Raw genomic sequence first — 23,292 nt, forward strand, 5'->3', positions numbered from 1 at the left:
GATTGGGGAGGTCGACCAGCGGAACCCATCAGGGACAGGGCTCAAGCCAACACAAAGTCCGAATGTACGGTTGTAACCTTACCTGTTACCTACAGCGATTGAAGAAGTCCTTGCAAACAGGGGGCGTCCATGTACGCGAACAGCGCCTTGTTTTAAGCCGTCATTCCCGCTGTCGCGGGAGTGACGGTATTAGCGTTAGAGGTACTGCCGATGAAAGCGGCTGCCCAGCCGCGTCAACACCTCATACCCGATCGTCCCCGCCTCACGCGCCACATCGTCGACCGTCTGTTGCGCACACAGCAGATCGACCTCGCAGCCGGGGGCAACGCGCGCTTCCGGAATCCCGGTCACATCCAGCGTGATGCTGTCCATCGACACGGTGCCTGCAATGGGAACGGACAGGCCGTCGATATAGGCGTGCCCGCGCCCCGACAGGAAGCGCAGCCAGCCGTCCGCGTAGCCGATCCCGATGGTGGCGATGCGGCGCGGGCCGTCGGCGACGTAGCGCGCGCCGTAGCCGACCGCGTCGCCGGCCTGCACCATGCGCGACTGCAGGATGCGGGCGCGCAGCCCGACTGCCTGGCGCAAGGGATTGTCCTTGCCCGGATGCGGGTTGATGCCGTACAGGGCCGCGCCCGGACGCGCCAGGTCGTGGAGGTAGTCCGGTCCCAGGAACACGGCCGAGGAATTCGCCAGGCTGCCTGGAATGCCCGGGAAGCGGGCGCGCAGGACGGCGAAGCGTTCGCGCTGGGCGCGGTTCATCGGATGTTCGGCGTCGTCGGCGCAGGCCAGGTGGCTCATCGCCAGCACCGGCTTGAACTCGTCCTTCCAGACCGGGTCGGCCAGCAGCCTGTCGACGTCCACCGGGGCCAACCCCATCCGCGACATGCCGGTATCGAACTGCAGCGCGGCCGGCAGGCGCTGCTGGTGCCTGCGGCAGGCGGCGCGCCAGTCGGCGATCTGGGCCGGATCGTTCAGCACCGGGATCAGGCCGTACCCGACGAATTCGGCGGTGGCGCCGGGCGGCGGTCCGTGCAGCACGTAGATCGTGCTGTCGGCCGGCACCAGCGGGCGCAGGCGCATGCCTTCCTCGAGGTGGGCGGTGAAGAACACGCGGCAGCCTTCGTCGGCCAGCGCCGGCGCCACCATGTCCATGCCGAGGCCATAGGCATCGGCTTTCATCACGGCCGCGCAAGCGGCCTTGCCGACGGTCGCCTGCAGCAGGCGCCAGTTGGCGCGCACCGCTGCCAGGTCGACCGTCAGCACCGCCCCGGCACGGGCGGTATCTACGCTGGCGACCATCTCAGGCCTTCGCGAATTCGGTACGGGCGTCCGCCTGGCGCGAACCGGCGTAGCGGAAGATCGCCAGGTCGTCCGTATGGATGGCCGGGACCTTGCCGCTGACCAGGTCGGCGATCACGCTGGCCGATCCGCAGGCCATGGTCCAGCCCAGGGTGCCGTGGCCGGTGTTCAGGAACAGGTTGCGCAGCGGGGTGGCGCCGACGATCGGGGTCGAGTCCGGCGTCATCGGGCGCAGGCCGGTCCAGAAGCTGGCCTTGGAGACGTCGCCGCCGCCCGGGAACAGGTCGCTCACGACCATCTCCAGGGTTTCGCGGCGGGCCGGGTTGAGCTGCCTGCTGTAGCCGGCGATTTCAGCCATGCCGCCCACGCGGATCCGGTTCTCGAAGCGGGTGATGGCGATCTTGTAGGTCTCGTCGAGGATGGTCGATACCGGCGCCTGGGCGGCGTCGGTGATCGGCACCGTGAGCGAGTAGCCCTTCAGCGGATAGACCGGGACCCGGAAGAACTGCTTGAGCAGCAGGCGCGAGTAGCTGCCCAGGGCGACGATGTAGCGGTCGGCGGTGAAGCTGCCTTTATCGGTGCGCACGGCGGTGATCTGGTCGCCCTGAGACTCGATCGCCCGGATGTCGACGCCGTATTCGAAGCGCACGCCGATCTCCGCGGCGAGGGCGGCCAGCCTGGTGGTGAACATCTGGCAGTCGCCGGTTTCGTCGTTCGGCAGGCGCAGGCCGCCGACCAGCTTGTCGCGTACCTTGTCCAGGGCCGGCTCGGCCTTCGACAGTTGCTCGCGGGTCAGCACCTCGAAGGGCACGCCGGCCTGGCGCAGCACGTCGATGTCCTTGGCGGCGCCGTCGAACTGGGCCTGGGTGCGGAACAGCTGCAGGGTGCCCTGCTGGCGGCCTTCGTAGTCGATGCCGATCTCGTTGCGCAGTGTGCGGATGCAGTCGCGGCTGTACTCGGCCAGGCGCACCATGCGCTCCTTGTTGACGGCGTAGCGGTCGGCGTCGCAATTCTTGAACATCTCCCACATCCACTGCAGCTGGAACAGCGAGCCGTCCGGCCGGATCGCCAGCGGCGCGTGGCGCTGGAACAGCCACTTGAAGGCCTTCAGCGGAATGCCGGGCGCGGCCCAGGGCGAGGCGTAGCCGGGCGAGATCTGGCCGGCGTTGGCGAAGCTGGTTTCCAGCGCCGCCCCCGGTTGTCGGTCGATCACGGTCACCTCGTGGCCGCTCTTCGCCAGATAATACGCAGTCGTGACGCCGACCACACCGCTTCCCAGCACGATTACTCGCATAGTGTTCTCAGAAAAAATTGATTTGGATGTTACAGAAGATCTTGCTATCTTATATCTGATATAGCCATAATTGTTTCTATATTTATTTCCAGATTTGGTGAATCTTCATGCGCGTCCAGAAGGAGTCGAGCCGGGTCCTCGACAAGATCGACCTCCACATCCTCTCCATCCTGCAAAGCGACGGGCGGATCGTGATGAAGGACCTGGCCGAGCGGGTCGGGCTGTCGCTGACGCCCTGCATCGAACGCGTCAAGAAGATGGAGCGCGACGGCGWCATTGCCGGCTATTACGCGCGGGTCAATCCGCAGGCAATGGGCTTGCAGATCCTGGTGTTCGTCGAGATCACCCTGCTGCAGAAGTCGGAAAAAGCCTTCGAACGCTTCCGCCGGGCGATGCTGGGCATTCCGGAAGTGATGGAATGCCATCTGGTGTCGGGCGACTTCGATTACCTGATCAAGGCGCGGATTCCGGAGATGTCGGAGTACCGGCGGCTGCTGGGGGAGATCCTGCATCTGGCGGATTCGGCGCAGTCGAAATCGTATGTGGTGATGGAGGAAGTGAAAGAAACCTTGGCGCTGTCGATTGGCGCCTGAGGTTCCGTGGTTTTTTGGAACACAAACTGATGAAACTGAGCAAGACTTAGCCTCGTACTGACACAGCGCTCCCAATCCTCACTAAAATCATTTCCCAGGAGAATCATAACTTTTCAGGATGGGACATGAAATCGGTTCAGCAGGAAGTCGACGAGCGCAGCAACCTTACCGGTACCAATAAATTCGAGCTTTTGCTCTTCCGCCTCGGCGGCGACGAGAACGGTGCGCATAGCGAGCTGTTCGGCATCAATGTATTCAAGATCCGCGAGATCGTCGCGATGCCGGAGATCACCGCCATCGCCGGCGCGCCCAGGCACGTGCTCGGCGTGGTCAACCTGCGCGGCCAGATCATCCAGGTGCTGGACCTGCCGGGCATCGCCGGGGTCAAGCCGGTCACCGGCCTGAACATCATGCTGGTGACGGAATTCGCGCGCACCACCCAGGCCTTCGCCGTCGAGAGCGTGGAAGAGATCGTGCGCCTCGACTGGAGCCAGGTGATGTCGTCCGAGCACAGCGCCGGCAGCGGCATGGTGACCAGCATCGCCCGCCTCGAGCCGCAGGACGGCCAGCCGRCCCGCCTGGCCCAGGTGCTGGACGTCGAGACCATCCTGCGCGACCTGAACCCGCCGACCGACGACCGCCAGGTCCAGCAGGCGGTCGGCGACAAGATCGTCGTGAAGCCGGGCGCCGTGGTGCTGGCCGCCGACGATTCCGTGGTCGCGCGCGCCCTGATCGAGCAGGGCCTGGACGCGATGGGCCTGCCTTTCGTGATGACCAAGAGCGGCAAGGAGTGCTGGGAGCAGCTGAACGCGATCGCCGCCTCGGCCGAAGCGGAAGGCAAGAGCGTCTACGACAAGGTGGCCGCGGTGCTGACCGACCTCGAGATGCCGGAGATGGACGGCTTCACGCTGACCCGCCGCATCAAGACCAGCCAGCGCTTCTCGAGCCTGCCGGTGGTGATCCACTCTTCGCTGTCGGGCACCACCAACGAGGAGCACGTGAAAAAGGTCGGCGCCGACGCCTACGTGGCGAAGTTTTCGGCCGAAGACCTTTCGCGGACCTTGCGCGCTATTCTGCGCCCCTGAGTTCCGGTATGATCCGGCAGTCGATTTGTTTCCGAACTGCCAAGTGATCACTACCAAGCCAGAAGCCGACGCACCCGCCTTGCTGGCCGCGCGCGTCCTCAATCTCGTCAACGGCGGCGTCATCGTGCTCGACGCCGGCCAGCGCATCGTGCTCTGGAACAGCTGGCTGACGCCGCGCTGCGGCCGCGCCGCCGCCCGCGTCATGGGACGCACGCTGTTCGAGGTCTTTCCCGAGCTGCGCGGCTCGAGGGTGGAGGCGGCGGTGCTGGCCGCGCTGGCGGACGATACCGCCACCGCGATCCCGCAGCTCGATAACCGCAGCCCCTTTCCCTTGCGCGCCGCGGGCAGTTTCGACGGCCCCTTGATCGAGCAGGCGGTATCGGTGTCGCCGTTCCGCGAGGAGGGCGAGACCTTCTGCCTGGTCGAGATCCGCGACGTCAGTGGGACCGTCGAGCGCGAGCGCCGCCTGCTCGACCACGCTGAATCGCTGCGCGCCCGTTCCTATGTCGACGGCCTGACCGGCATCGCCAACCGCCGTTATTTCGACGTCGCCCTCGACCGCGAGCTGCGGCGCGCCCAGCGCATCAAAGGCTCGCTATCCCTGCTGCTGACCGACATCGATTCCTTCAAGGCCTACAACGACCACTTCGGCCACCAGGCCGGCGATACCTGCCTGGCGGCGGTGGCGCAGGCGCTGGCGGCAAAGCTGAAGCGTCCGGCCGACGTCGCCGCGCGCTACGGCGGCGAGGAGTTCGCGGCCATCCTGCCGGACACCGATGCCGCCCAGGCGCGCCAGCTGGCCGAGAACATCCGCGCATACGTCGCCTCGCTGAACCTCCAGCATGCACCCGGCGCCGTGCGTCCCTATGTCACGCTCAGCATTGGCGTGGCCAGCATGGAGCAGGGGCGACTGGACGATGCGAAGGCACTGATCGAGGCCGCCGACAAGGCCCTGTACGCGGCCAAGCGCGGCGGCCGCGACCGCGTGGTGCTCGACGGCGAAGCTTGACGCACATACGGGTGTGACGGCGGGTTCGTATTGACGCCGCGGCGCCGGCGCGTATTGATGCAGGAAATTCATGCCGGTTTGCGGGCCGTCGCCCTAGCCAGCGTGGCGGTTTTGGCGCATATTACCGGGTTTGTATCCCGGCTTTGCTGCAGATGCGCTGTCATTACAGGACGATGACGGCAGATTGCTGGCAGTAGGCCCTTGCCCGGAGTATTACATGCTGCTTGGTCTTGTCCGCGTCGCGCTTCGACGGCCTTATACCTTCGTCGTGCTGGCGCTCACCCTGCTCATCATCGGCCCGCTGGCCGCGGTGCGCACGCCCACCGACATCTTCCCCGACATCAAGATGCCGGTGATCGCGGTGGCCTGGCAGTACACCGGCCTGCCGCCCGACCAGATGGCGGGGCGGGTATCGACCCTGTTCCAGCGCTCGTTGACGACCACCGTCAACGACATCGAGCACATCGAGGCGAATACCTATTCCGGCATCAGCGTCGTCAAGATCTTCTTCCAGCCCGGCGTCGACATCGCGGTCGCCAACGCCCAGGTGACGGCGATCTCGCAGTCGGCCTCGCGCCAGATGCCGGCCGGGATCACGCCGCCGCTGATCCTCAACTACAACGCGGCCACGGTGCCGATCCTGCAGCTGGCGCTGTCCGGCAAGGGGCTGTCGGAGCAGCAGCTGTTCGACCTCGGCCTGAACACGATCCGCACCCCGCTGGTGACGGTGCCGGGCGCCGCGATCCCGCTGCCCTACGGCGGCAAGCAGCGCCAGGTACAGGTGGACGTCAAGCCCGAAGCGCTGCAGGCGCGCGGCCTGTCGGCCCAGGACATCGCCAACGCGCTGGCGGCGCAGAACGTGCTGACGCCGGTCGGCAGCCAGAAGATCGACGCGCTCGAATACACGATCCAGCTGAACAACGCGCCGTCGGCGATCGAGGACCTGGCGCGCCTGCCGGTGAAGGTCGTGAACGGCGCCGGGATGCCGGCCGCCACCATCTACCTGGGCGACGTCGCCGACGTCCACGACGGCAATGCGCCGCAGACGAATATCGTGCACGTCGACGGCGGCCGCTCGGTGCTGATGTCGATCCTGAAGAACGGATCCGCCTCCACCCTGGCCATCGTCGACGGCGTGCGCGCCAAGCTGGACCAGCTCAAGGCCAGCCTGCCGGACGCCCTCAAGGTGGTGCCGATCAACGACCAGTCGGTGTTCGTGCGCGCCGCGATCAAGGGCGTGGCGCTCGAAGGCGCGATTGCCGCCGCCCTCACCAGCATCATGATCCTGCTGTTCCTGGGCAGCTGGCGCTCGACCGTGATCATCGCGGTCTCGATCCCGCTGTCGATCCTGGGTTCCATCATCGCCCTGGCGGCGACCGGCGAAACGCTCAACCTGATGACGCTCGGCGGGCTGGCGCTGGCGGTCGGCATCCTGGTCGACGACGCCACCGTCACCATCGAGAACATCAACTGGCACCTGGAGCAGGGCAAGGCGGTCGAACCGGCGATCATGGATGGCGCCCAGCAGATCGTGGCGCCGGCACTGGTGTCGCTGCTGTGCATCTGCATCGTGTTCATCCCGATGTTCTTCCTCGAAGGCGTGGCGCGCTTCCTGTTCGTGCCGATGGCGAAGGCGGTGATCTTCGCACTGGTGTGCTCCTTCATCCTGTCGCGCACCCTGGTGCCGACCATGGCCAACTGGCTGCTGCGCGCCCATGACCCACGCGAAGAGCACGCGCACAAGCCGACCAATGCCTTCCAACGGTTCCAGCGCGGCTTCGAGGCGCGCTTCGAAGGCCTGCGCCACCGCTACAAAGGCATCCTGCAGCACTCGATCCGGCATCGCCGGCCCTTCCTGATCGGCTTCATCGCCGTGGTGGCGCTGTCCTTCCTGCTGGTGCCTTTCCTGGGCAGTAACTTCTTCCCCGCCGTCGATTCCGGCCAGGTGCTGATCCATGCGCGCGCGCCGATCGGCACGCGGGTCGAGGAGACCGCCAAGCGCTTTGCGAAGATCGAAGAGGCGATCCGCAAGGTCATCCCGGCCAGGGAAATCGTGACGATGGTCGACAATATCGGCAAGCCCTCGTCGAGCATCAATCTCACCTACAACAACACCGGCACGATCGGCACCCAGGACGGCGACTTCCAGATCGCGCTGGGCGAGGACCATGCCCCGACCGCGGACTACGTGCGCAAGCTGCGCGAGGTGCTGCCGCGCGAATTCCCGGACACCACCTTCTCCTTCCCGCCGGCCGACATCGTCAGCCAGATCCTGAACTTCGGCTCGCCGGCGCCGATCGACGTGCAGGTGCGGGGCCGTAACCTGGACGCCGACTTCGGCTATGCCAACCAGCTGCTGAAGCGCATCCGCGCGATCCCCGGCGTGGCCGATGCCCGCATCCAGCAGTCGAACCGCTCGCCGATGTTCAATGTCGAAGTCGACCGCACCCAGGCCCAGCTGCTCGGCCTGACCACGCGCGACGTCACCAACAGCATGGTGGTCAACCTGGCCGGCTCCAGCCAGGTATCGCCCACCTACTGGCTGAACCCGGCCACCGGCGTGACCTATCCGATCGTGATGCAGACGCCCGAGGTCGAGCTGGACTCGCTGTCCGCACTGGCCAATCTCCCGGTCGGCAACGGCTCGAACGCGAATGCCGCCACCCTCGGCGGGATCGCGCGCTTCGAGCGCGGCAGCGGCAATGCGCTGGTGAGCCAGTACGACGTCGCGCCGATGGTGCAGATCCACGCCACCACCCAGGACCGCGACCTCGGCGCCGTCGCCGCCGACATCCGCAAGGTGCTCGAAGAAACCAGGGCCGATGTGCCGAAGGGCGCCACGGTCGAGATGCTGGGCCAGGTGCGCACCATGGAGCGCGCGTTCTCGGGTCTGCTGTTTGGTCTTCTGGGCGCGGTCGGCCTGATCTACCTGCTCATCGTCGTCAACTTCCAGTCCTGGCTCGACCCGGCGGTGATCGTCTCGGCGCTGCCGGCGGCGCTGGCCGGCATCGTGTGGATGCTGTTCGCCACCCATACCACCCTGTCGGTGCCCGCGCTGACGGGCGCCATCATGTGCATGGGCGTGGCCACCGCCAACAGCGTGCTGGTGATCAGCTTCGCGCGCGAGAGACTGGATGAATCGGGCGACGCCGCCGCGGCCGCGCTCGAAGCCGGCTTCGTGCGCTTTCGCCCGGTCCTGATGACCGCCCTGGCCATGGTGATCGGCATGCTGCCGATGGCCCTGGGACTGGGCGAGGGCGGCGAACAGAATGCGCCGCTGGGCCGCGCCGTGATCGGCGGCCTGGTGTTCTCGACCATCGCCACCCTGGTCTTCGTCCCCGTCGTTTTCAGCCTGGTCCACGGCCGCGCGCAGCGCCGCGCGGCGGATTCCAGCCTGCCACCCCAATCCGGAGTTCCTGCCCATGCAAGCTAAATCTTCTTCCAGGCGGCCGCTGGTCGTCGGCACCCTCGCGCTGGCCGTCGCCGCCGCGGTGGTGATCGGCGGCCTCGCCACCCGTCACTCCCAGGCCGAGCAGCTCAAGGAGTCCGCCGCGGAGCAGTCGGTGCCGACCGTGAGCCTGGTGTCGATGAAGGACGTCGCCGGTAGTCCGATGGAGCTGCCGGCCCGCATCGAAGCCTGGTCGCGGGCGCCGATCTATGCCCGCGTGTCCGGCTACCTGGCGCACTGGAACGTCGACATCGGCGCGCCGGTCAAGGCCGGCCAGGTGCTGGCGACGATCGAGACCCCGGACCTCGACCAGGACCTGCGCCAGGCCCAGGCCCAGCTGGCGGTGGCGCGCAGCAACCTGGCGCTGGCCGAGAGCACGGCCAGGCGCTGGCAGTCGCTGGTGGCGCAGAACGCCGTCTCCAAACAGGAAGCCGACGAAAAGCAGGGCGACTTCATCTCCAAGCAGTCGAATGTGCAGGCGCTGCAGGCCAGCGTCGACCGCCAGCAGGCGCTCAAGCGCTACACCCGGCTGGTGGCGCCTTTCGACGGCATGGTCACGGCCCGCAATACCGACGTCGGCGCCCTGGTGAATGCCGGCGCCACCGCCAGCGCCGGCAGCGAGCTGTTCGTGGTGTCCGACCTGCACCGCCTGCGTGTGTACGTGCAGGTGCCGCAGCGCCAGCTGGCCGCGATCCACCCCGGCAGCATCGCGCGCGTGAGCGTGCCGGAACGTCCGGGCAGCAGCTACCAGGCCAGGGTGGAGTCGCTGGCCCAGGCCATCAATGCCGGCTCCGGCACCATGCTGGTCCAGCTTGCGGTCGAGAATCCGAAGGGAGAGCTGCTGCCGGGCGCCTTCGCCACCGTGCGCTTCGACCAGGCCGCAATGGCCGACGACGCAGTGGCGATTCCGCCGGGAGCGCTGATCATGGGCCGCCACGGCGCCCAGGTCGCGGTGCTGGATGCCGGCAACCGCGTGCGCATCCGGAAGGTGACGATCGCGCGCGATTACGGCAATGTGATCCAGCTGGGCGATGGCGTGAGCAAGGCCGACCGCATCATCGACAGCCCGCCGGACGGGCTGGCGGATGGCGACCAGGTGAAGGTGGCCGCCGCGGCCCAGCCGCGCAAAGCGGGCTGACTCGGGAACCGCCGTGGGCACCCCGTGCCCACGTCAGGTTTGTCAGCGCCTGGTGACGCGCCAGACCACGTTACCAACGTCGTCCGCGATCAGCAGCGCACCGTCCGCATCCTGCGCCATGCCGACCGGCGCGCCGAACAGCTGCTTTTCGTCGGCCGAGTGGAAGCCGGTCACGATCGACTGGGCCGGTCCGCTGGGCATGCCGTTCGTGAAGGGCACGAAGATGACCTGGTAGCCGCTCAGCGGCGTGCGATCCCAGCTGCCATGCTCGGCGACGAAGGCGCCGCCCTTGTACTGCGGGAACATATTCCCCGTATAGAACCACAGACCCAGCGCCGCGACGTGGGAGCCAAGCGCGTAGTCCGGCTTGATGGCTTTCGCGACCAGGTCCGGGCGCTGCGGCTGGACGCGGCGGTCGACATTCTGGCCGTAATAGCTGTAGGGCCAGCCATAGAAGCCTTTTTCCTGTACCGAGGTCAGGTAGTCCGGCACCAGGTCGGCGCCGATCTCGTCGCGCTCGTTCGCGATGGCCCAGAGCTTGCCGGTCTGCGGCTCCCAGCCCAGGCCCGTCGGATTGCGGATGCCCGAGGCGTAGACGCGGCTGGCGCCGGTCGCGGCGTCGACTTCCAGCACGGCGGCGCGCCGGTATTCCACTTCCAGGCCGTTCTCCGTGATGTTGCTGTTGGAGCCGCTGCCGACATACAGGTGCTTGCCGTCGGGGGTCGCCAGCAGCGCCTTGGTCCAGTGGTGGTTGACGGTGCTGGGCAGGTCAGCGAGCTCGACGCCGGGGTCGGACATCTTCGTCTCGCCCGGGGTGTAGCGGTATTTCATGATGTTGCCGGTGTTGGCAACGTACAGGGTATCGCCGACCAGCTGGATGCCGAAGGGGGAGTGCAGCTTTTCGATATAGACGAACTTGTCCCATTCGCCGCTGCCGCCGGGCTTCCTGCGCAGCAGGGTGATGCGGTTGCCGCCCTTGCCACCCTTGCCGGAATTGTTCTTGACCTTGCCGGCAATCACCTGTTTCGGCGTGGTCACGGCTTCCTCGCCGGGGCCGTTGGCTTCCACCACCAGCACGTCGCCGTTCGGCAGCACCAGCAGCTGGCGCGGGTGCAGCAGGCCGGAGGCGATCTTCTCGATCTGCAGGCCGGCGATGACTTGCGGCTTGGCATCGCCCTTCCAGCCGACGCCGTCGGGCACCTGCATCGGCGGCACCAGGAAGTCCTTGGGTTTCGGCATTTGCGGATTGCCGCCCACCTGCTGGGAGATGTTCAGCTGGGCCTTGTCGCCGCAGGCACTCAGCGCCAGCGTCATCACGGCCGCCATGCCCAGGCTCAGCCGCCATCCGTGTTTATGCTTATCCATGGCTGACCTCCTCCTTGTACACGACGTAGTCGGTGGCGAGCACGATCCGGCCGATCACCAAGGCCAGCACCGTCAGCACGGACAGCCAGACCCCGGCCGGCATCGTGGCATAGGCGTCGCGGCTGTGCACGAAAGCATTGAACAGGGCGGCGACGATCGCGACCACCTGGAGCCAGAAATTGATGGCCAGGTTAGGCGTACGGATCCGGCGCTTGCCGAACCAGGTGCGGCCGAGATTGATGAGCTGGGGAATGATGGCGAACACCAGGCCGATGCTGATGAGCCAGGCAGCGGCTTTTACCCACAGCACGGTGTAGGTATTGAAATAGAGGATGTCGAAGATGAGCGCGCCCACGAAGAAACCGAAGGGTATCGGGTCGAGTACGTCGAATATCGCCGATGTGATGCTGAATCGGGATGTGTGTGTTTCCGTTTTCATGTTGATGCCTCTCTGTATGTGAACAAATGTGTTGTGAGACTAGCATGGATATGGAACAGCACGTCGCATGACTGGAGCACTGGCGGCGCAGCAAAATTTGCATGAGCTTCCTCGAAAAGCTTCGTTGTCGATGCAATCATGCGGGCATAAGCTGGACGCATCCCGACTCATCCGAAAGCGCCCATGTCCGCCGTCCTCAAAGAAGTTTCCGACACCCGCCAGCACTTCGTCATCAAGGCCTTCGACGCCCCGCTGGGGGCCGAGGTGCTCGGCCTCGACCTGTCCCGGCCCCTGTCGAACGAGGACCTCGCGCGCCTGCACCGCGCCCACCTCGAGCACCATGTGCTGGTGTTCCGCCACCAGCACATCACGCCCGGCCAGCAGGTGGCCTTCAGCCGCCGTTTCGGTCCGCTGCAGATCCACGTGCTGCGCCAGTTCCAGCTGCCGTCGGATCCCGAAGTCCTGATCGTCTCGAACATCCGCGAGAACGGCCAGCCGATCGGCCTTGGTGATGCCGGCCACTTCTGGCATTCCGACCTGTCGTACAAGGAAAAGCCGAGCCTCGGCTCGATGCTGCACGCCCAGGAACTGCCGCTCGTGGGTGGCGATACCCTGTTCGCCAACCAGCACACGGCCTGGGAGCGGCTGCCCGGGCACCTGCAGCGCGCCGTCGCGGATCTGAAGGCCGAGCACAGCTACCTGAATCGCTATGCCGACCTGCAGAAGCGCAATCCCTGGCGCCCGAACCTGACCCAGGCCCAGATCGACGAGGTCAAGCCGGTCGTGCATCCGGTGGTGCGCACCCATCCCGAGACCGGCCGCAAGGCGCTGTTCGTCAGTGAGCATTTCACGACCCGCATCGTCGGCCTGCCGGACGACGAGAGCCGCGCGCTGCTGGACGAGCTGTTCGAGCGCAGCACCCGCCCCGAGCACATCTACCGCCACCAGTGGCAGCCGCAGGACATGGTGTTCTGGGATAACCGCTCGCTGATGCACCTGGCGGCCGGCTGCCCGGACCAGCAGCGCCGCAAGCTCTACCGCACCACCATCGAAGGCGACGTCCCGTTCTGAACCATCATAAAAAGACCACCATGCGCACCCCATTCCGCACCCCGTTTCGCTACGTATCGAAGATCGCCGCCGGCCTGACCCTGTCCGCGCTGGCCCTGTCCACCGTCCTCGCCACCCCGGCCCGCGCCGAGGGCCAGTTGCGCATCGCCCAGCAGTTCGGCCTCGTCTACCTGCTGCTGAACGTGGCGGAGGACCAGAAGCTGATCGAGAAGCACGCCAGGCTGCAGGGCGTGCCGGTCAAGGTCGAGTATGTCCAGCTGTCGGGCGGGAATGCCGTCAACGATGCCCTGCTGTCCGGCTCCATCGACGTGGCCGGCGCCGGCGTCGGCCCGCTGCTGACGATCTGGGACCGCACCGCCGGCCGCCAGAACGTGCGCGGCATCGCGTCGCTCGGCAACTTTCCCTACTATCTCGTCACCACCAACCCGAAGGTGAAGACCATCGCCGACTTCAGCGACAAGGACCGCATCGCGCTGCCGGCGGTGTCGGTATCGGTGCAGGCGCGGATCCTGCAGATGGCGGCGGCGAAGCGCTGGGGCACGGCGGAGTTCGCGCGCCTGGACCGCCTGACGCAATCCCTGCCGCATCCGGACGCGGCGGCCGCGCTGATCGCCGGCCAGACGGAACTGAACAGCCACTTCGGCAATCCGCCTTTCCAGGAACAGGAACTGGCCGGCAATCCGAAGGCCCACATCGTCTTGAATTCCTATGAGGTGCTGGGCGGCCCGGCGTCGTCCACGGTGCTCTACGCCACCGAAAAATGGGTGAAGGAGAACCCGAAGACCTACCGCGCCTTCATCGACGCACTGAACGAAGCGGCCCAGCTGATCACCGCCAACCGCGAGCTGGCCGCCGACGCCTACCTGCGCGTGACCAAGGCCAGGACCGACCGCGCTTTCCTCCTGAAGGTGATCGGCAATCCGCAGATCCAGTTCAAGGTGGCGCCGCAGAATACCCTGGGCCTGGCCCGGTTCCTGCACCAGGCCGGCGCGATCAGGAAGCAGCCGGCGTCGTGGCGCGACTACTTCTTCGAGCACCCGGCGCTGGCATCGGGCAGCTGAAGGGGAGGGCGCAGCATGAACATCTATCCTTTCCAGGCGCCGGCGCCCCTGTTGCGGGCCCAGGACCTCAGCATCGACTACACGACCGGCGGCGCCCGGGTGCGCGCCACCCACGAGGTCAGCTTCGACGTCCATGAGGGCGACCGCTTCGTGCTGCTGGGGCCATCCGGTTGCGGCAAGTCGACCCTGCTGAAGGCCGCCGCCGGCTTCGTCCAGCCGACCTCCGGCGGCCTGCTGCTGCGCGGCCGCCGCATCGTTGGGCCGGGCCGCGACCGCATCGTCGTGTTCCAGGAATTCGACCAGCTGCCGCCGTGGAAGACGGTCAGGCAGAACGTGATGTTCCCGCTGCTGGCGGGCGGCGTGAAGCGCAGGGAGGCCGAGGCCCGCGCCCTGCACTGGATCGGCACGGTCGGGCTGGCGCGCTTTGCCGACAGCTATCCGCACACCCTGTCGGGCGGGATGAAGGCGAGGGTGGCGATCGCCCGCGCGCTGGCGATGCAGCCCGACATCCTGCTGATGGACGAACCCTTCGCGGCGCTGGACGCGCTGACCCGCCGCCGCATGCAGGAAGAGCTGCAGACGCTGTGGGAAGAGGCCCGCTTCACCATGCTGTTCGTCACCCATTCGATCGAGGAAGCGCTGGTGGTCGGTAACCGCATCCTGCTGCTGTCGCCGCATCCGGGCCGGGTGCGGGCCGAGATCAACAGCCACCAGTTCGGCCTGGCCAGCAGCGGCAGTGCCGAGTTCCAGGCCGCCGCCCAGCGCATCCACCGCCTGCTGTTCGGCGACGAGAGCGGCGGGCCGGCCCGGGCCGGCGCAGACGCGGCCGCGCCGGCACTGGCGGTGCGCTCATGAACCCCCGCGTCGAACCGCTGGTGCGGCCGGAATACGAGCTGCCGCTGCTTCCGCCGCCGGAGGCAATCACGGCTCCCGCCATGCCCCGCGAACGCCTGGGCCGGAGCCTGCCGCAGGCCGGCTGGCTGCGCAAGGCCGCCCTGCTGGCCGTGCTGGCCGCGCTGTGGGAATGGGCGGCGCAGGTGGCCGGCAATGACTTGCTGCTGCCGGGCTTCCTGCAAACCGCGCGCACCTTCGCCGAAGGTGTGGTATCGGGCGAGCTGCCGCGTTACGTCGGCGTGTCGCTGGGCGTGCTGCTGCAGGGCTACCTGGCCGGCGTGGCCGGCGCCTTCCTGCTGACTTCCGTGGCGATGAGCAGCCGCATCGGCCGCGACCTGCTGGAGACCCTGACCGCCATGTTCAACCCGCTGCCGGCGATCGCGCTGCTGCCGCTGGCCCTGCTGTGGTTCGGCCTGGGCAAGGGCAGCCTGGTGTTCGTGCTGGTGCACTCCGTGATGTGGCCGCTGGCCTTGAACGCCCATGCCGGCTTCCGCGCGGTGCCGCAGACACTGCGCATGGCCGGCCGCAACTACGGCCTGGGCGGGCTGCGCATCGTCACCCAGATCCTGGTGCCGGCGGCGCTGCCGGCCATCCTGTCCGGGCTGAAGATCGGCTGGGCTTTCGCCTGGCGCACCCTGATCGCGGCCGAGCTGGTGTTCGGCACCACCTCGGGCAAGGGTGGTCTCGGCTGGTATATCTTCCAGAGCCGCAACGAGCTGTTCACCGACAAGGTGTTCGCCGGACTCGCCGCCGTGATCGTGATCGGCCTGCTGTTCGAGCACATCGTGTTCGACGCGCTGGAACGACTGACGGTGCGGCGTTGGGGCATGCAGGGCTGAGGAGAAATGGTACGAAGGTTTCTTGTCGAGTCGGGGGAGGAAAAGGTAAAATTGACGAAATTGCCGTTTGCATTTTGTCTGAAACGGCCCCTGCTTGAGGTATCCTCCGCAACATGAGCCCTTCGTCGACCAGCCAGCACCTCAACACCATCGCCCAGCACCTGCCTACCCTCGCCACCGAATCCGCGCTCGAACAGGCCAAGATCAGCCGTCCCTACCGCGAGCTGCTGCGCCTGTTCGAGCAGGCGCCGGGTTTCGTCTGCTTCTTCCGCGGGCCGGAACATGTGTACGAGCTGCAGAACCATGCCCACCACCGCCTGGCCGGCTTCAAGGACATCATCGGCAAGCCGGTCAGGGTCGCCCTGCCGGAACTCGAAGGCCAGCAGTTCTTCGAGCTGCTCGACCAGGTGTTCGCCAGCGGCCAGGCCTTCGTCGGCAACGCGCTGCCGCTGGGGGTGATTCCGGCCAGCGGCGGCGAGGCCGTCCTGCGCTACATCGACTTCGTCTACCAGCCCATCGTCGACGACGGCGGCACCGTGGTCGGCATCTTCTCGCAGGGGAACGACGTGACCGAGAGGGTGCTGGCCGAGGACGGCCTGCGCCGCAAGCAGGAAGAACTCGAGCGCATGGTGGAGCAGCGCACCGCGGCCCTGGCCGAGGCCCACGCCGCCCTCAAGCTGGCCAATGAACTGCAGGGCGACAAGATGCACCTGCAGCGCCTGTTCGAACAGGCGCCCGGCTTCATCTGCGTGCTGCGTGGACCCCAGCATGTGTACGAACTGGCGAACGCCGCCTACCRCACCCTCACCGGCGGCCGCGAACTGATCGGCAAGACCATTCGCGCGGCCCTGCCGGAAGTCGTGGCCCAGGGTTTTACGGACCTGCTCGACCAGGTCTACCGGAGCGGCAAGCCCTTCATCGGCCGCGCCGTGCCGGTGGCGCTGGACAGCGGTCCGGACGGCACCAGCGCCACCCGCCACCTGGACTTCATCTACCAGCCGGTGCTGGATCCGATGGGCGCCGTGATCGGCATCTTCGTGCAGGGCAGCGACGTCACCGAGCAGAAGCTGGCGCAGGACGAGCTGGCCCGGCACCAGTTGGAACTCGAATCCCTGGTCAGCGCCCGCACCGAGGAGCTGTCGGCGGCCCAGCATGCGCTGCAGCGCTCGCAAAAGCTGGAGGCGATCGGCAAGCTGACCGGCGGCGTGGCCCACGACTTCAACAATATCCTCCAGGTGGTCGGCGGCAACCTCGAACTGCTGCAGCGCCGCCTGCCGGATGGCGACGGCCAGCAGTTGCTGGGCTCCGCCCTGCAGGCCGTGGAGCGGGGCGGCAAGCTGTCTTCGCAGCTGCTGGCCTTTGCGCGTCGCCAGCCGCTGCAGCCGGTGGTGGTGAATCCGGGCCGCATCGTCGGCGGCATGGACGACCTGCTACGGCGCGCGCTGGGCGAGACCATCCAGATCGAGACCGTGCGCGGCGGCGGCCTGTGGAACACGGTGGTCGACCCCAACCAGCTCGAGAACGTGATCCTCAACCTGGCGATCAATGCGCGCGACGCCATGCCGGGCGGCGGCCGCCTCACCATCGAGCTCGGCAACGCCCTGCTCGACGATTCCTACGTGGCGGCCGAGCCGGACATGACGCCCGGCCAGTACGTGATGATCGCGGTATCCGATACCGGCAGCGGCATGGAGCGCGAGGTGCTGGAGCGCGCCTGCGAACCCTTCTTCACGACCAAGCCGGAAGGGGCCGGCACCGGCCTCGGCCTGTCGATGGCCTACGGCTTCGTCAAACAGACCGGCGGCCACTTCAAGATCTACAGCGAGCCCGCCGAAGGCACCACGGTGAAGATGTACTTCCCGCGCAGCTTCGAGGCCGAGAACACGGTCACCCGCTTGACCGGCGGTCCGGTGGAAGGCGGCAGCGAGACCGTGCTGGTGGTCGAGGACGATCCGGCGGTGCAGCGCACCGTGGTCGAGATGCTGGGCAGCCTGGGCTACCGCGTGCTGAAGGCCGACAATGCCACGGCCGCGCTGTCCATCGTCAAGAGCGGCATGCCGATCGACCTGCTGTTCACCGACGTCGTCATGCCGGGCCCGCTGCGCAGCCCCGAGCTGGCGCGCCAGGCCAAGGACTTGCTGCCCGGCCTGGCGGTGCTGTTCACCTCCGGCTATACGCAGAACGCGATCGTGCACGGCGGCCGCCTGGACCCCGGTGTCGAGCTGCTGTCCAAACCCTATGGCCGCGAGCAGCTGGCGCGCAAGGTACGCCACCTGCTGGCCAACCGCAGCATCCCGGCGGCGCCGGAACCCGGCAGTACGACGCCGTCCGCGGCGCGGCGCCGCATCCTGGTGGCGGAAGACAATCCGGACCTGATGCGGACCACCTGCAGCCTGTTCGATGCCCTCGGCCACGACGTCAAGGGCGCCGGCACCTTCGGCGCGGCCACGGGCCTGCTGGAGGAAAGCGGCTTCGACCTGCTGTTCACCGACATCGACCTGGCCGGCGCGTCCGGGGTCGAGCTGGCGCGGATCGCGGTGGAGCGCCAGCCGGCGCTGCGGGTGGCGTTCGCGTCCGGCTACGGCGCGCCGGACCGCGACGAGGTCGGATTCCCGTTCTGGATCGTTGCCAAGCCCTATCGCCTGGAAGACCTGGAGGGCGTGCTGGAGCGGCTGGGCTGAGGCCCGGCCTGGCGGCGCGGATGGTATGATGGCGGCATGACGTTTCTGAATGTTCCCTACGCGGAGAAAGACCAGGCCCGCGAACTCGGCGCACGCTGGAATCCCAGCCGCAAGCGCTGGTACGTGCCGCCCGGCGTCGCCCTCGACGCTTTCGCGCGCTGGATGCCGAAGGAGGGCGAGCCCCCTTCCGACCGCGATGCCCGCGCCGCCAAGCTGGTGACCGGCACCCGCTATATCGAGATCGACCACGCCTGCAATCCCTTCGAGCCCTGCGCCCATTGCGCGCCGCTGCTGGCGGAAAAGGGCTGGACCGCCGCGCGCGAAGACGTGCTGAAGGCGCTCAAGGCGCTGGCGCCGCGCTAGGTTTTCGCCGCGGGCGCTTCCGCCAGTGCCCTCAGCAGGGCCTCGAGGTCGACCGGCTTGACGAAATGGCGGTCGAAACCGGCCGCTTTCGACAGCACCTTGTCGTGGGCCTGGCCGTAGCCGGTCAGCGCCAGGTACACCGCACGGCGCTCGTGCGGCCTTTGTTCCGCCATCGCGCGCAGGCGGCGCGCCAGCGCATAACCGTCGATGTCCGGCAGGCCGATGTCGAGGATGAAGACCTGGGGCCAGTCCTGTTCCGCCAGCGCCAGCGCGAGCTGGGGTTCGTGCGCGACCGCGACCTTGTGGCCGAGGGCGTGCAGGATCTCGGCCAGCGACTGGGCGGCATCGAGGTTGTCGTCGACGATCAGGATCGACAGGCCGGCCAGCTGCTCGGACGCTGCCGGGACGGCGTCCCGGGCCGCCGGATGGCGCCCGGACCGCGCCAGCGGCAGCACGATGCGGAAGGTGCTGCCCTGGCCGGCGCCGGCGCTGTCGGCCTCGACGCTGCCGCCGTGCAGGCCCACCAGGCTCTTCACCAGCGCCAGGCCCAGGCCCAGTCCGCCCTGGGCGCGGTCCGGCGTGCGTTCGGCCTGGGTGAACAGCTCGAACACCTGGGGCAGGAGCTCGGGCCCGATGCCGATGCCGTTGTCGCGTACCGAGACCGCCACGCTGCTGTCGCCGGTTTCCAGAGACAGCGCGATCGCGCCGCCCTGGGGCGTGTACTTGGCGGCGTTGTTGAGCAGGTTCGCCACCACCTGCACCAGGCGGATGCGGTCGCCGTCGACCCAGGCCGGGGCGGCGTCCATGGCCTGGTCGAGGCGATGGCGGCGCGCTTCGATCAGCGGGCGCGCCTGCTCGACCGCGCTGGCCACGACCGCCTTCAGGTCGACCCGTTCGTGCTGCAGCTCGACCAGGCCGCGCGTTACGCGCGAGACGTCCAGCAGGTCGTCCACCAGCCCGGTCAGGTGGCGCACCTGGCGGATGATGATCTCGCTCGACTGGCGTACCCGCTTCTCGTCGGCGGCGGCGCGCACCAGCAGCTGGGCGGCGCTGCTGATCGGCGCCAGCGGGTTGCGCAGCTCGTGCGCCAGCATCGCCAGGAATTCGTCCTTGCGGCGCGCCGCCGCCTTCAGTTCTTCCTCGTTGCGCTTCTTGTCGTGGATGTCGGCCAGGGCGCCCATCCAGCGCACGATGGCGCCGTCCTCGCCGGTGACGGGCAGGGCGCGGTTCAGCACCCAGCGCCATTCGCCGCTGTGGTGGTAGAGGCGATGCTCGACCTCGTAGGGCGACCCCGCCGCCAGGCTGCGGGCCCAGGCCTCGCGCAGGCCGGGCAGGTCGTCGGGATGGACGATCTTGCCCCAGCCATGGCCGCCCAGCTCTTCCTCCGGCATGCCGGTGAACTCGCGCCAGCGCATGTTCAGGTAGTCGTTGGTGCCGCTGGCGTCGGCCGACCAGACCAGCTGCGGGATCAGGTCGGCGATCGAACGGAAGCGGGCTTCGCTGTCCTTCATCGCGCGCTCGGCCGCGATCCGCGCCGTGATGTCGAGGTTGGCGGCCACCGCGCCGACGATCTCGTTGCGTTCGTTACGGATGGCGGCGGTGCGGATCAGGATCGTGCGCCGGGTGCCGGGTGCGCCGAAAGGTTCGATCTCGGCGATGCCGCCGCTGACATCTTCGCCGCGCAGCACGCGCGAAATCGGCCATTCGTCGGCGCGGATGCGGTGGCCGGCGCGCGGATCGCCGGCCGGCCACCAGCCTTTCCACTCTTCGTAACCCTCGGTCTCGCCGGGCGCCGGATGGCTGCCCCAGATCTCGCGGTTGGTGGCGTTCGCCGCCATCAGGTCGCCGGCCGCGTCGACGTAGACGATGCCGACCGGGGCCGCGTCCAGCAGCACGTCCAGGCGGCGCCGGTTTTCCAGCTCGCGCAGCAGCGCCTTCGAGGCGACCCGCTCGCTCTCGTCGCGCGCCAGTTCGGCGTTCTTGCGTTCGGTGATGTCGACGGCGACACCGGCGAAGCGGCGCTTGCCGGTGACGAGGTCGTGGAAGACCTTGCCGCGGGCGTTGACCCAGGCATCCGGCCGCGACAGCTGCGGGATGCGGTAGTCGATGTTGTACGGTGTATCGGTGGCGATCGCGTGCTGGATCGCGGCGACCACGCGCGGGCGGTCGTCCGGATGGATCATGTCGGTGAAGCGTTCGAGCTCGGTGCCGGCGCGCGCCAGCGCCGCATCGACCTGGAACAGGCGCGCGAATTGCTCGTCGACGAAGGTGGCGCCGGTATCGAGTTCATACGCCCAGGTGCCGATATTGCCGGATGCCTCGATACACAGGGCGTAGCGTTCCTCGGCTTCCTTGTGGCGCGCCAGAGCCAGGACCTTGTCGGTGACCTCGACCACGGTGCACAGCAGGCCGCGCACCACGCCGCTGTCGTCCCGCAGGGGGCTGTAGGAGAAGGTGAACCAGGCCTGTTCCGGGTAGCCATTGCGCCCCACCGTCAGCTTGAAGTTCTCGAAGAACAGGGCCTCGCCGTCCAGTACGCGGCGCGCCAGCGGGGCCATGGTGTCCCAGACTTCGGACCACAGCCTTGGCAGCGGCGTGCCGATCGCGCCCTCGACCTTGTTGCCCAGCATGGGCGCATAGGCGTCGTTGTGGAAGACGAACAGCTCCTCGCCCCAGGCCAGGAAGGTCGGGAAGGAGGAGCCCAGCACCATGCCCAGCGACATGCGCAGCGAGGCCGGCCAGCCGTCTAGCGGTCCGAGCGGATGGGCGTTCCAGTCGCGTGCAAGGGTGCGCGCACCGGCGTTGCCGCCGTTGGCGAGGAAAGCATCGCGGTGGTTCATCGTGGGCGGATCCGGTCGGGTCAAACAAAGGATTGTACCGAAGTATTGCTGGCGCCGCCCGCACGCCTCGGCCGCGGGCCCGGGGTTGGCGATGCTTCAGGGCACGAATTGCTTCGGGAAATGCAGCGATTCGGCTTGCATCGATCTGGTGCAGGTTCCTCCAGGCCGAACAGTGTGCGGTGCAGGGCGGGAATCGACTTAAGATGGCGACGCGAATCTCCGGAAAGGAAGCAGGCATGAACGAACATTTCAGGATCGAGGGCGCCGGCGTCGACAGCGGGCGGCGCGAACTGCTGATCGCGGGGGCGCTGTCGGCCACCGCGGCGGCGCTGCCGGCCGGCGCCGTTGCCCAGGCGCCGGCGGCGGCGAAGGCGACCGAGGCATCGACCCCGGCGCCGGTGCTGTCCAGAGTGGCGCTGCGCGTGAACGGCCAGCGCTACGAGAAGGAAGTCGATACGCGCACCACCTTGCTCGACCTGCTGCGCGAACACCTGCAGCTGACCGGCACCAAGAAGGGCTGCGACCAGGGCCAGTGCGGCGCCTGCACCGTGATCGCCGACGGCCGACGCATCAATTCCTGCCTCAGCCTGGCGCTGATGCACGAGGGCGCCGAGATCGTCACGATCGAGGGCCTGGGCAGGCCGGGCCAGCTGCATCCGCTGCAGGCGGCTTTCGTGAAGCACGACGGTTACCAGTGCGGCTACTGCACGCCCGGCCAGATCTGCTCGGCCACGGCGATGCTGGACGAGGTGAGGCAGGGCATTCCGAGCCACGTCACGGCCGACCTGGACGCCCGCCCTCTGCTTTCGCCGATGGAGATGCGCGAGCGCATGAGCGGGAATATCTGCCGCTGCGGCGCCTACTCCAACATCATCGAGGCGATTTCGGAAGTCGCCGGCGTGGGAGCCAAAGCATGAGAGCCTTCACCTACCAGCGCGTAGGCACCCCGGCCGAGGCCGCGCAGGCCGCCGCCGCGGCGCAAGGGGCGCGCTTCATCGCCGGCGGCACCAACCTGCTCGACCTGATGAAGCTGGAGATCGAGACGCCGGTCCACCTGATCGACGTGAACGGCGCCGGCATGGACCGCATCGAGCCGACCGGCGACGGCGGCCTGCGGGTCGGCGCCCTGGTGCGCAACACCGACCTGGCGGCCGATCCGCGCGTGCGGCGCGACTACGCCGTGCTGTCGCGGGCCCTGCTGGCCGGCGCCTCCCCGCAGTTGCGCAACAAGGCGACCACTGCCGGCAACCTGCTGCAGCGCACCCGCTGTCCCTATTTCTACGATACCGCCCAGCCCTGCAACAAGCGCCATCCCGGCAGCGGTTGCTCGGCGATCGGCGGCTTCAACCGCCACCACGCCATCGTCGGCACCAGCGAAGCCTGCATCGCCACCCATCCGAGCGATATGGCGGTGGCGATGCGGCTGCTGGATGCGCAGGTCGAGACGGTGCGCGCGGACGGCGCCAAGCGCGTGATCCCGATCGCCGACTTCCACCGGCTGCCGGGCGACACGCCGCACCTCGAGCACGTGCTGGCGCCGGGAGAGCTGATCACGGCGGTGACCTTGCYGAAGCCGCTGGGCGGGCGCCATTTTTACCACAAGGTGCGCGACCGCTCCTCCTACGCTTTTGCGCTGGTGTCGGTGGCGGCGGTGGTGCAGGCGGACGGCAGCGGCAGGGTGGCGCTGGGCGGCGTCGCCCACAAGCCCTGGCGCATCCCCGGCGCCGAACAGCAGCTGGCGCGCGGCGGCAGGGCGGTGACGGAGCAGCTGCTGGCCGGCGCCCGCACCACCCAGGACAACGCATTCAAGGTGCCCCTCGTGCAGCGCACGATCGACGGGGTCCTGCTCGAAGCAAGGAGGGCATGAAGC

At 67.7% G+C, this 23,292-nt stretch carries 18 protein-coding genes; 13 read left to right on the forward strand and 5 right to left on the reverse strand.

Annotated elements, in window-relative coordinates; translation table 11 throughout:
* Positions 1–195 precede the first annotated feature (195 nt).
* On the reverse strand, positions 196–1,302 hold the full coding sequence (gene alr / locus AC1DIX_RS02010) for an alanine racemase (protein ID WP_477321599.1): 1,107 nt from the start codon (positions 1,300–1,302) through the stop codon (positions 196–198).
* Position 1,303: 1 nt separating this feature from the next.
* Positions 1,304–2,596, reverse strand: coding sequence for a D-amino acid dehydrogenase (locus tag AC1DIX_RS02015; protein WP_477321601.1), 1,293 nt, complete (start codon positions 2,594–2,596; stop codon positions 1,304–1,306).
* 107 nt (positions 2,597–2,703) lie between these two features.
* Here AC1DIX_RS02015 and AC1DIX_RS02020 point away from each other — a divergent pair, with 107 nt between their 5' ends.
* From AC1DIX_RS02020 to AC1DIX_RS02040, 5 genes are all read left to right on the forward strand, one after another.
* On the forward strand, positions 2,704–3,189 hold the full coding sequence (locus tag AC1DIX_RS02020; protein WP_477321603.1) for an Lrp/AsnC ligand binding domain-containing protein: 486 nt from the start codon (positions 2,704–2,706) through the stop codon (positions 3,187–3,189).
* 125 nt (positions 3,190–3,314) lie between these two features.
* On the forward strand, positions 3,315–4,274 hold the full coding sequence (locus AC1DIX_RS02025) for a chemotaxis protein (RefSeq protein WP_477321605.1): 960 nt from the start codon (positions 3,315–3,317) through the stop codon (positions 4,272–4,274).
* A gap of 43 nt (positions 4,275–4,317) precedes the next feature.
* The gene (locus AC1DIX_RS02030) at positions 4,318–5,283 is read left to right on the forward strand and encodes a diguanylate cyclase (protein ID WP_442123812.1); all 966 of its coding nucleotides are present in this window, start codon (positions 4,318–4,320) and stop codon (positions 5,281–5,283) included.
* A gap of 220 nt (positions 5,284–5,503) precedes the next feature.
* Positions 5,504–8,716 carry an efflux RND transporter permease subunit gene (locus AC1DIX_RS02035; RefSeq protein WP_477321960.1) on the forward strand — a complete coding sequence of 1,071 codons (3,213 nt, stop codon included), beginning with the start codon at positions 5,504–5,506 and terminating at the stop codon, positions 8,714–8,716.
* Entirely contained in the window at positions 8,706–9,869 is a 1,164-nt protein-coding gene (locus AC1DIX_RS02040; protein WP_477251153.1) for an efflux RND transporter periplasmic adaptor subunit, read from the forward strand. Before AC1DIX_RS02035 ends, AC1DIX_RS02040 begins: the two co-directional genes overlap by 11 nt.
* Positions 9,870–9,911: 42 nt before the next feature.
* Here the strand turns inward: AC1DIX_RS02040 and AC1DIX_RS02045 are convergent, their stop codons facing one another.
* Both AC1DIX_RS02045 and AC1DIX_RS02050 read right to left on the reverse strand, forming a co-directional pair.
* Entirely contained in the window at positions 9,912–11,234 is a 1,323-nt protein-coding gene (locus AC1DIX_RS02045; RefSeq protein ID WP_477321607.1) for a PQQ-dependent sugar dehydrogenase, read from the reverse strand.
* Positions 11,227–11,673, reverse strand: a complete 447-nt coding sequence (locus AC1DIX_RS02050; protein WP_477321609.1) for a DUF2231 domain-containing protein — start codon at positions 11,671–11,673, stop codon at positions 11,227–11,229. The genes AC1DIX_RS02045 and AC1DIX_RS02050 overlap by 8 nt, the downstream gene beginning before the upstream one ends.
* A 183-nt stretch (positions 11,674–11,856) precedes the next feature.
* On the opposite strand from AC1DIX_RS02050, the gene AC1DIX_RS02055 reads away from it, so the two are divergent.
* The 6 genes from AC1DIX_RS02055 to AC1DIX_RS02080 all read left to right on the forward strand — a co-directional run bounded on the left by AC1DIX_RS02055 (position 11,857) and on the right by AC1DIX_RS02080 (position 18,582).
* A complete protein-coding gene (locus AC1DIX_RS02055; protein WP_477321611.1) occupies positions 11,857–12,744 on the forward strand; it encodes a TauD/TfdA dioxygenase family protein in 888 nt (295 codons plus the stop codon).
* A gap of 20 nt (positions 12,745–12,764) precedes the next feature.
* Complete coding sequence (locus AC1DIX_RS02060) at positions 12,765–13,805, forward strand: ABC transporter substrate-binding protein (RefSeq protein WP_477321613.1); 1,041 nt, start codon at positions 12,765–12,767, stop codon at positions 13,803–13,805.
* A gap of 15 nt (positions 13,806–13,820) precedes the next feature.
* Positions 13,821–14,660, forward strand: coding sequence for an ABC transporter ATP-binding protein (locus AC1DIX_RS02065; RefSeq protein WP_477321614.1), 840 nt, complete (start codon positions 13,821–13,823; stop codon positions 14,658–14,660).
* On the forward strand, positions 14,657–15,538 hold the full coding sequence (locus tag AC1DIX_RS02070) for an ABC transporter permease (RefSeq protein WP_477321616.1): 882 nt from the start codon (positions 14,657–14,659) through the stop codon (positions 15,536–15,538). The genes AC1DIX_RS02065 and AC1DIX_RS02070 overlap by 4 nt, the downstream gene beginning before the upstream one ends.
* Before the next feature lie 113 nt (positions 15,539–15,651).
* The gene (locus AC1DIX_RS02075; RefSeq protein ID WP_477321618.1) at positions 15,652–18,219 is read left to right on the forward strand and encodes a response regulator; all 2,568 of its coding nucleotides are present in this window, start codon (positions 15,652–15,654) and stop codon (positions 18,217–18,219) included.
* 36 nt (positions 18,220–18,255) lie between these two features.
* A complete protein-coding gene (locus AC1DIX_RS02080) occupies positions 18,256–18,582 on the forward strand; it encodes a DUF5710 domain-containing protein (RefSeq protein WP_477321619.1) in 327 nt (108 codons plus the stop codon).
* Here AC1DIX_RS02080 and AC1DIX_RS02085 read toward each other — a convergent pair.
* Positions 18,579–21,422 (reverse strand): PAS domain-containing hybrid sensor histidine kinase/response regulator, encoded by a 2,844-nt coding sequence (locus tag AC1DIX_RS02085; protein WP_477321620.1) that lies wholly within the window; start codon positions 21,420–21,422, stop codon positions 18,579–18,581. The two genes, AC1DIX_RS02080 and AC1DIX_RS02085, sit on opposite strands and share 4 nt — an antisense overlap.
* A gap of 236 nt (positions 21,423–21,658) precedes the next feature.
* On the opposite strand from AC1DIX_RS02085, the gene paoA reads away from it, so the two are divergent.
* Positions 21,659–22,339 carry an aldehyde dehydrogenase iron-sulfur subunit PaoA gene (gene paoA / locus AC1DIX_RS02090; protein ID WP_477321621.1) on the forward strand — a complete coding sequence of 227 codons (681 nt, stop codon included), beginning with the start codon at positions 21,659–21,661 and terminating at the stop codon, positions 22,337–22,339.
* Positions 22,336–23,289, forward strand: coding sequence for an FAD binding domain-containing protein (locus AC1DIX_RS02095; RefSeq protein WP_477321622.1), 954 nt, complete (start codon positions 22,336–22,338; stop codon positions 23,287–23,289). Before paoA ends, AC1DIX_RS02095 begins: the two co-directional genes overlap by 4 nt.
* Positions 23,290–23,292 lie beyond the last annotated feature (3 nt).

The sequence above is a fragment of the Massilia sp. 05N420 genome (assembly GCF_056397205.1).

Excerpts from the sequence above, each read along its gene's own strand:
- AC1DIX_RS02015 (WP_477321601.1), bottom strand. The coding sequence starts at position 2,596 with ATGCGAGTAATCGTGCTGGGAAGCGGTGTGGTCGGCGTCACGACTGCG.
- AC1DIX_RS02070 (WP_477321616.1), top strand. The coding sequence starts at position 14,657 with ATGAACCCCCGCGTCGAACCGCTGGTGCGGCCGGAATACGAGCTGCCG.
- AC1DIX_RS02060 (WP_477321613.1), top strand. The coding sequence starts at position 12,765 with ATGCGCACCCCATTCCGCACCCCGTTTCGCTACGTATCGAAGATCGCC.
- AC1DIX_RS02065 (WP_477321614.1), top strand. The coding sequence starts at position 13,821 with ATGAACATCTATCCTTTCCAGGCGCCGGCGCCCCTGTTGCGGGCCCAG.
- paoA (WP_477321621.1), top strand. The coding sequence starts at position 21,659 with ATGAACGAACATTTCAGGATCGAGGGCGCCGGCGTCGACAGCGGGCGG.
- AC1DIX_RS02045 (WP_477321607.1), bottom strand. The coding sequence starts at position 11,234 with ATGGATAAGCATAAACACGGATGGCGGCTGAGCCTGGGCATGGCGGCC.
- AC1DIX_RS02050 (WP_477321609.1), bottom strand. The coding sequence starts at position 11,673 with ATGAAAACGGAAACACACACATCCCGATTCAGCATCACATCGGCGATA.
- AC1DIX_RS02080 (WP_477321619.1), top strand. The coding sequence starts at position 18,256 with ATGACGTTTCTGAATGTTCCCTACGCGGAGAAAGACCAGGCCCGCGAA.
- alr (WP_477321599.1), bottom strand. The coding sequence starts at position 1,302 with ATGGTCGCCAGCGTAGATACCGCCCGTGCCGGGGCGGTGCTGACGGTC.
- AC1DIX_RS02055 (WP_477321611.1), top strand. The coding sequence starts at position 11,857 with ATGTCCGCCGTCCTCAAAGAAGTTTCCGACACCCGCCAGCACTTCGTC.
- AC1DIX_RS02085 (WP_477321620.1), bottom strand. The coding sequence starts at position 21,422 with ATGAACCACCGCGATGCTTTCCTCGCCAACGGCGGCAACGCCGGTGCG.
- AC1DIX_RS02040 (WP_477251153.1), top strand. The coding sequence starts at position 8,706 with ATGCAAGCTAAATCTTCTTCCAGGCGGCCGCTGGTCGTCGGCACCCTC.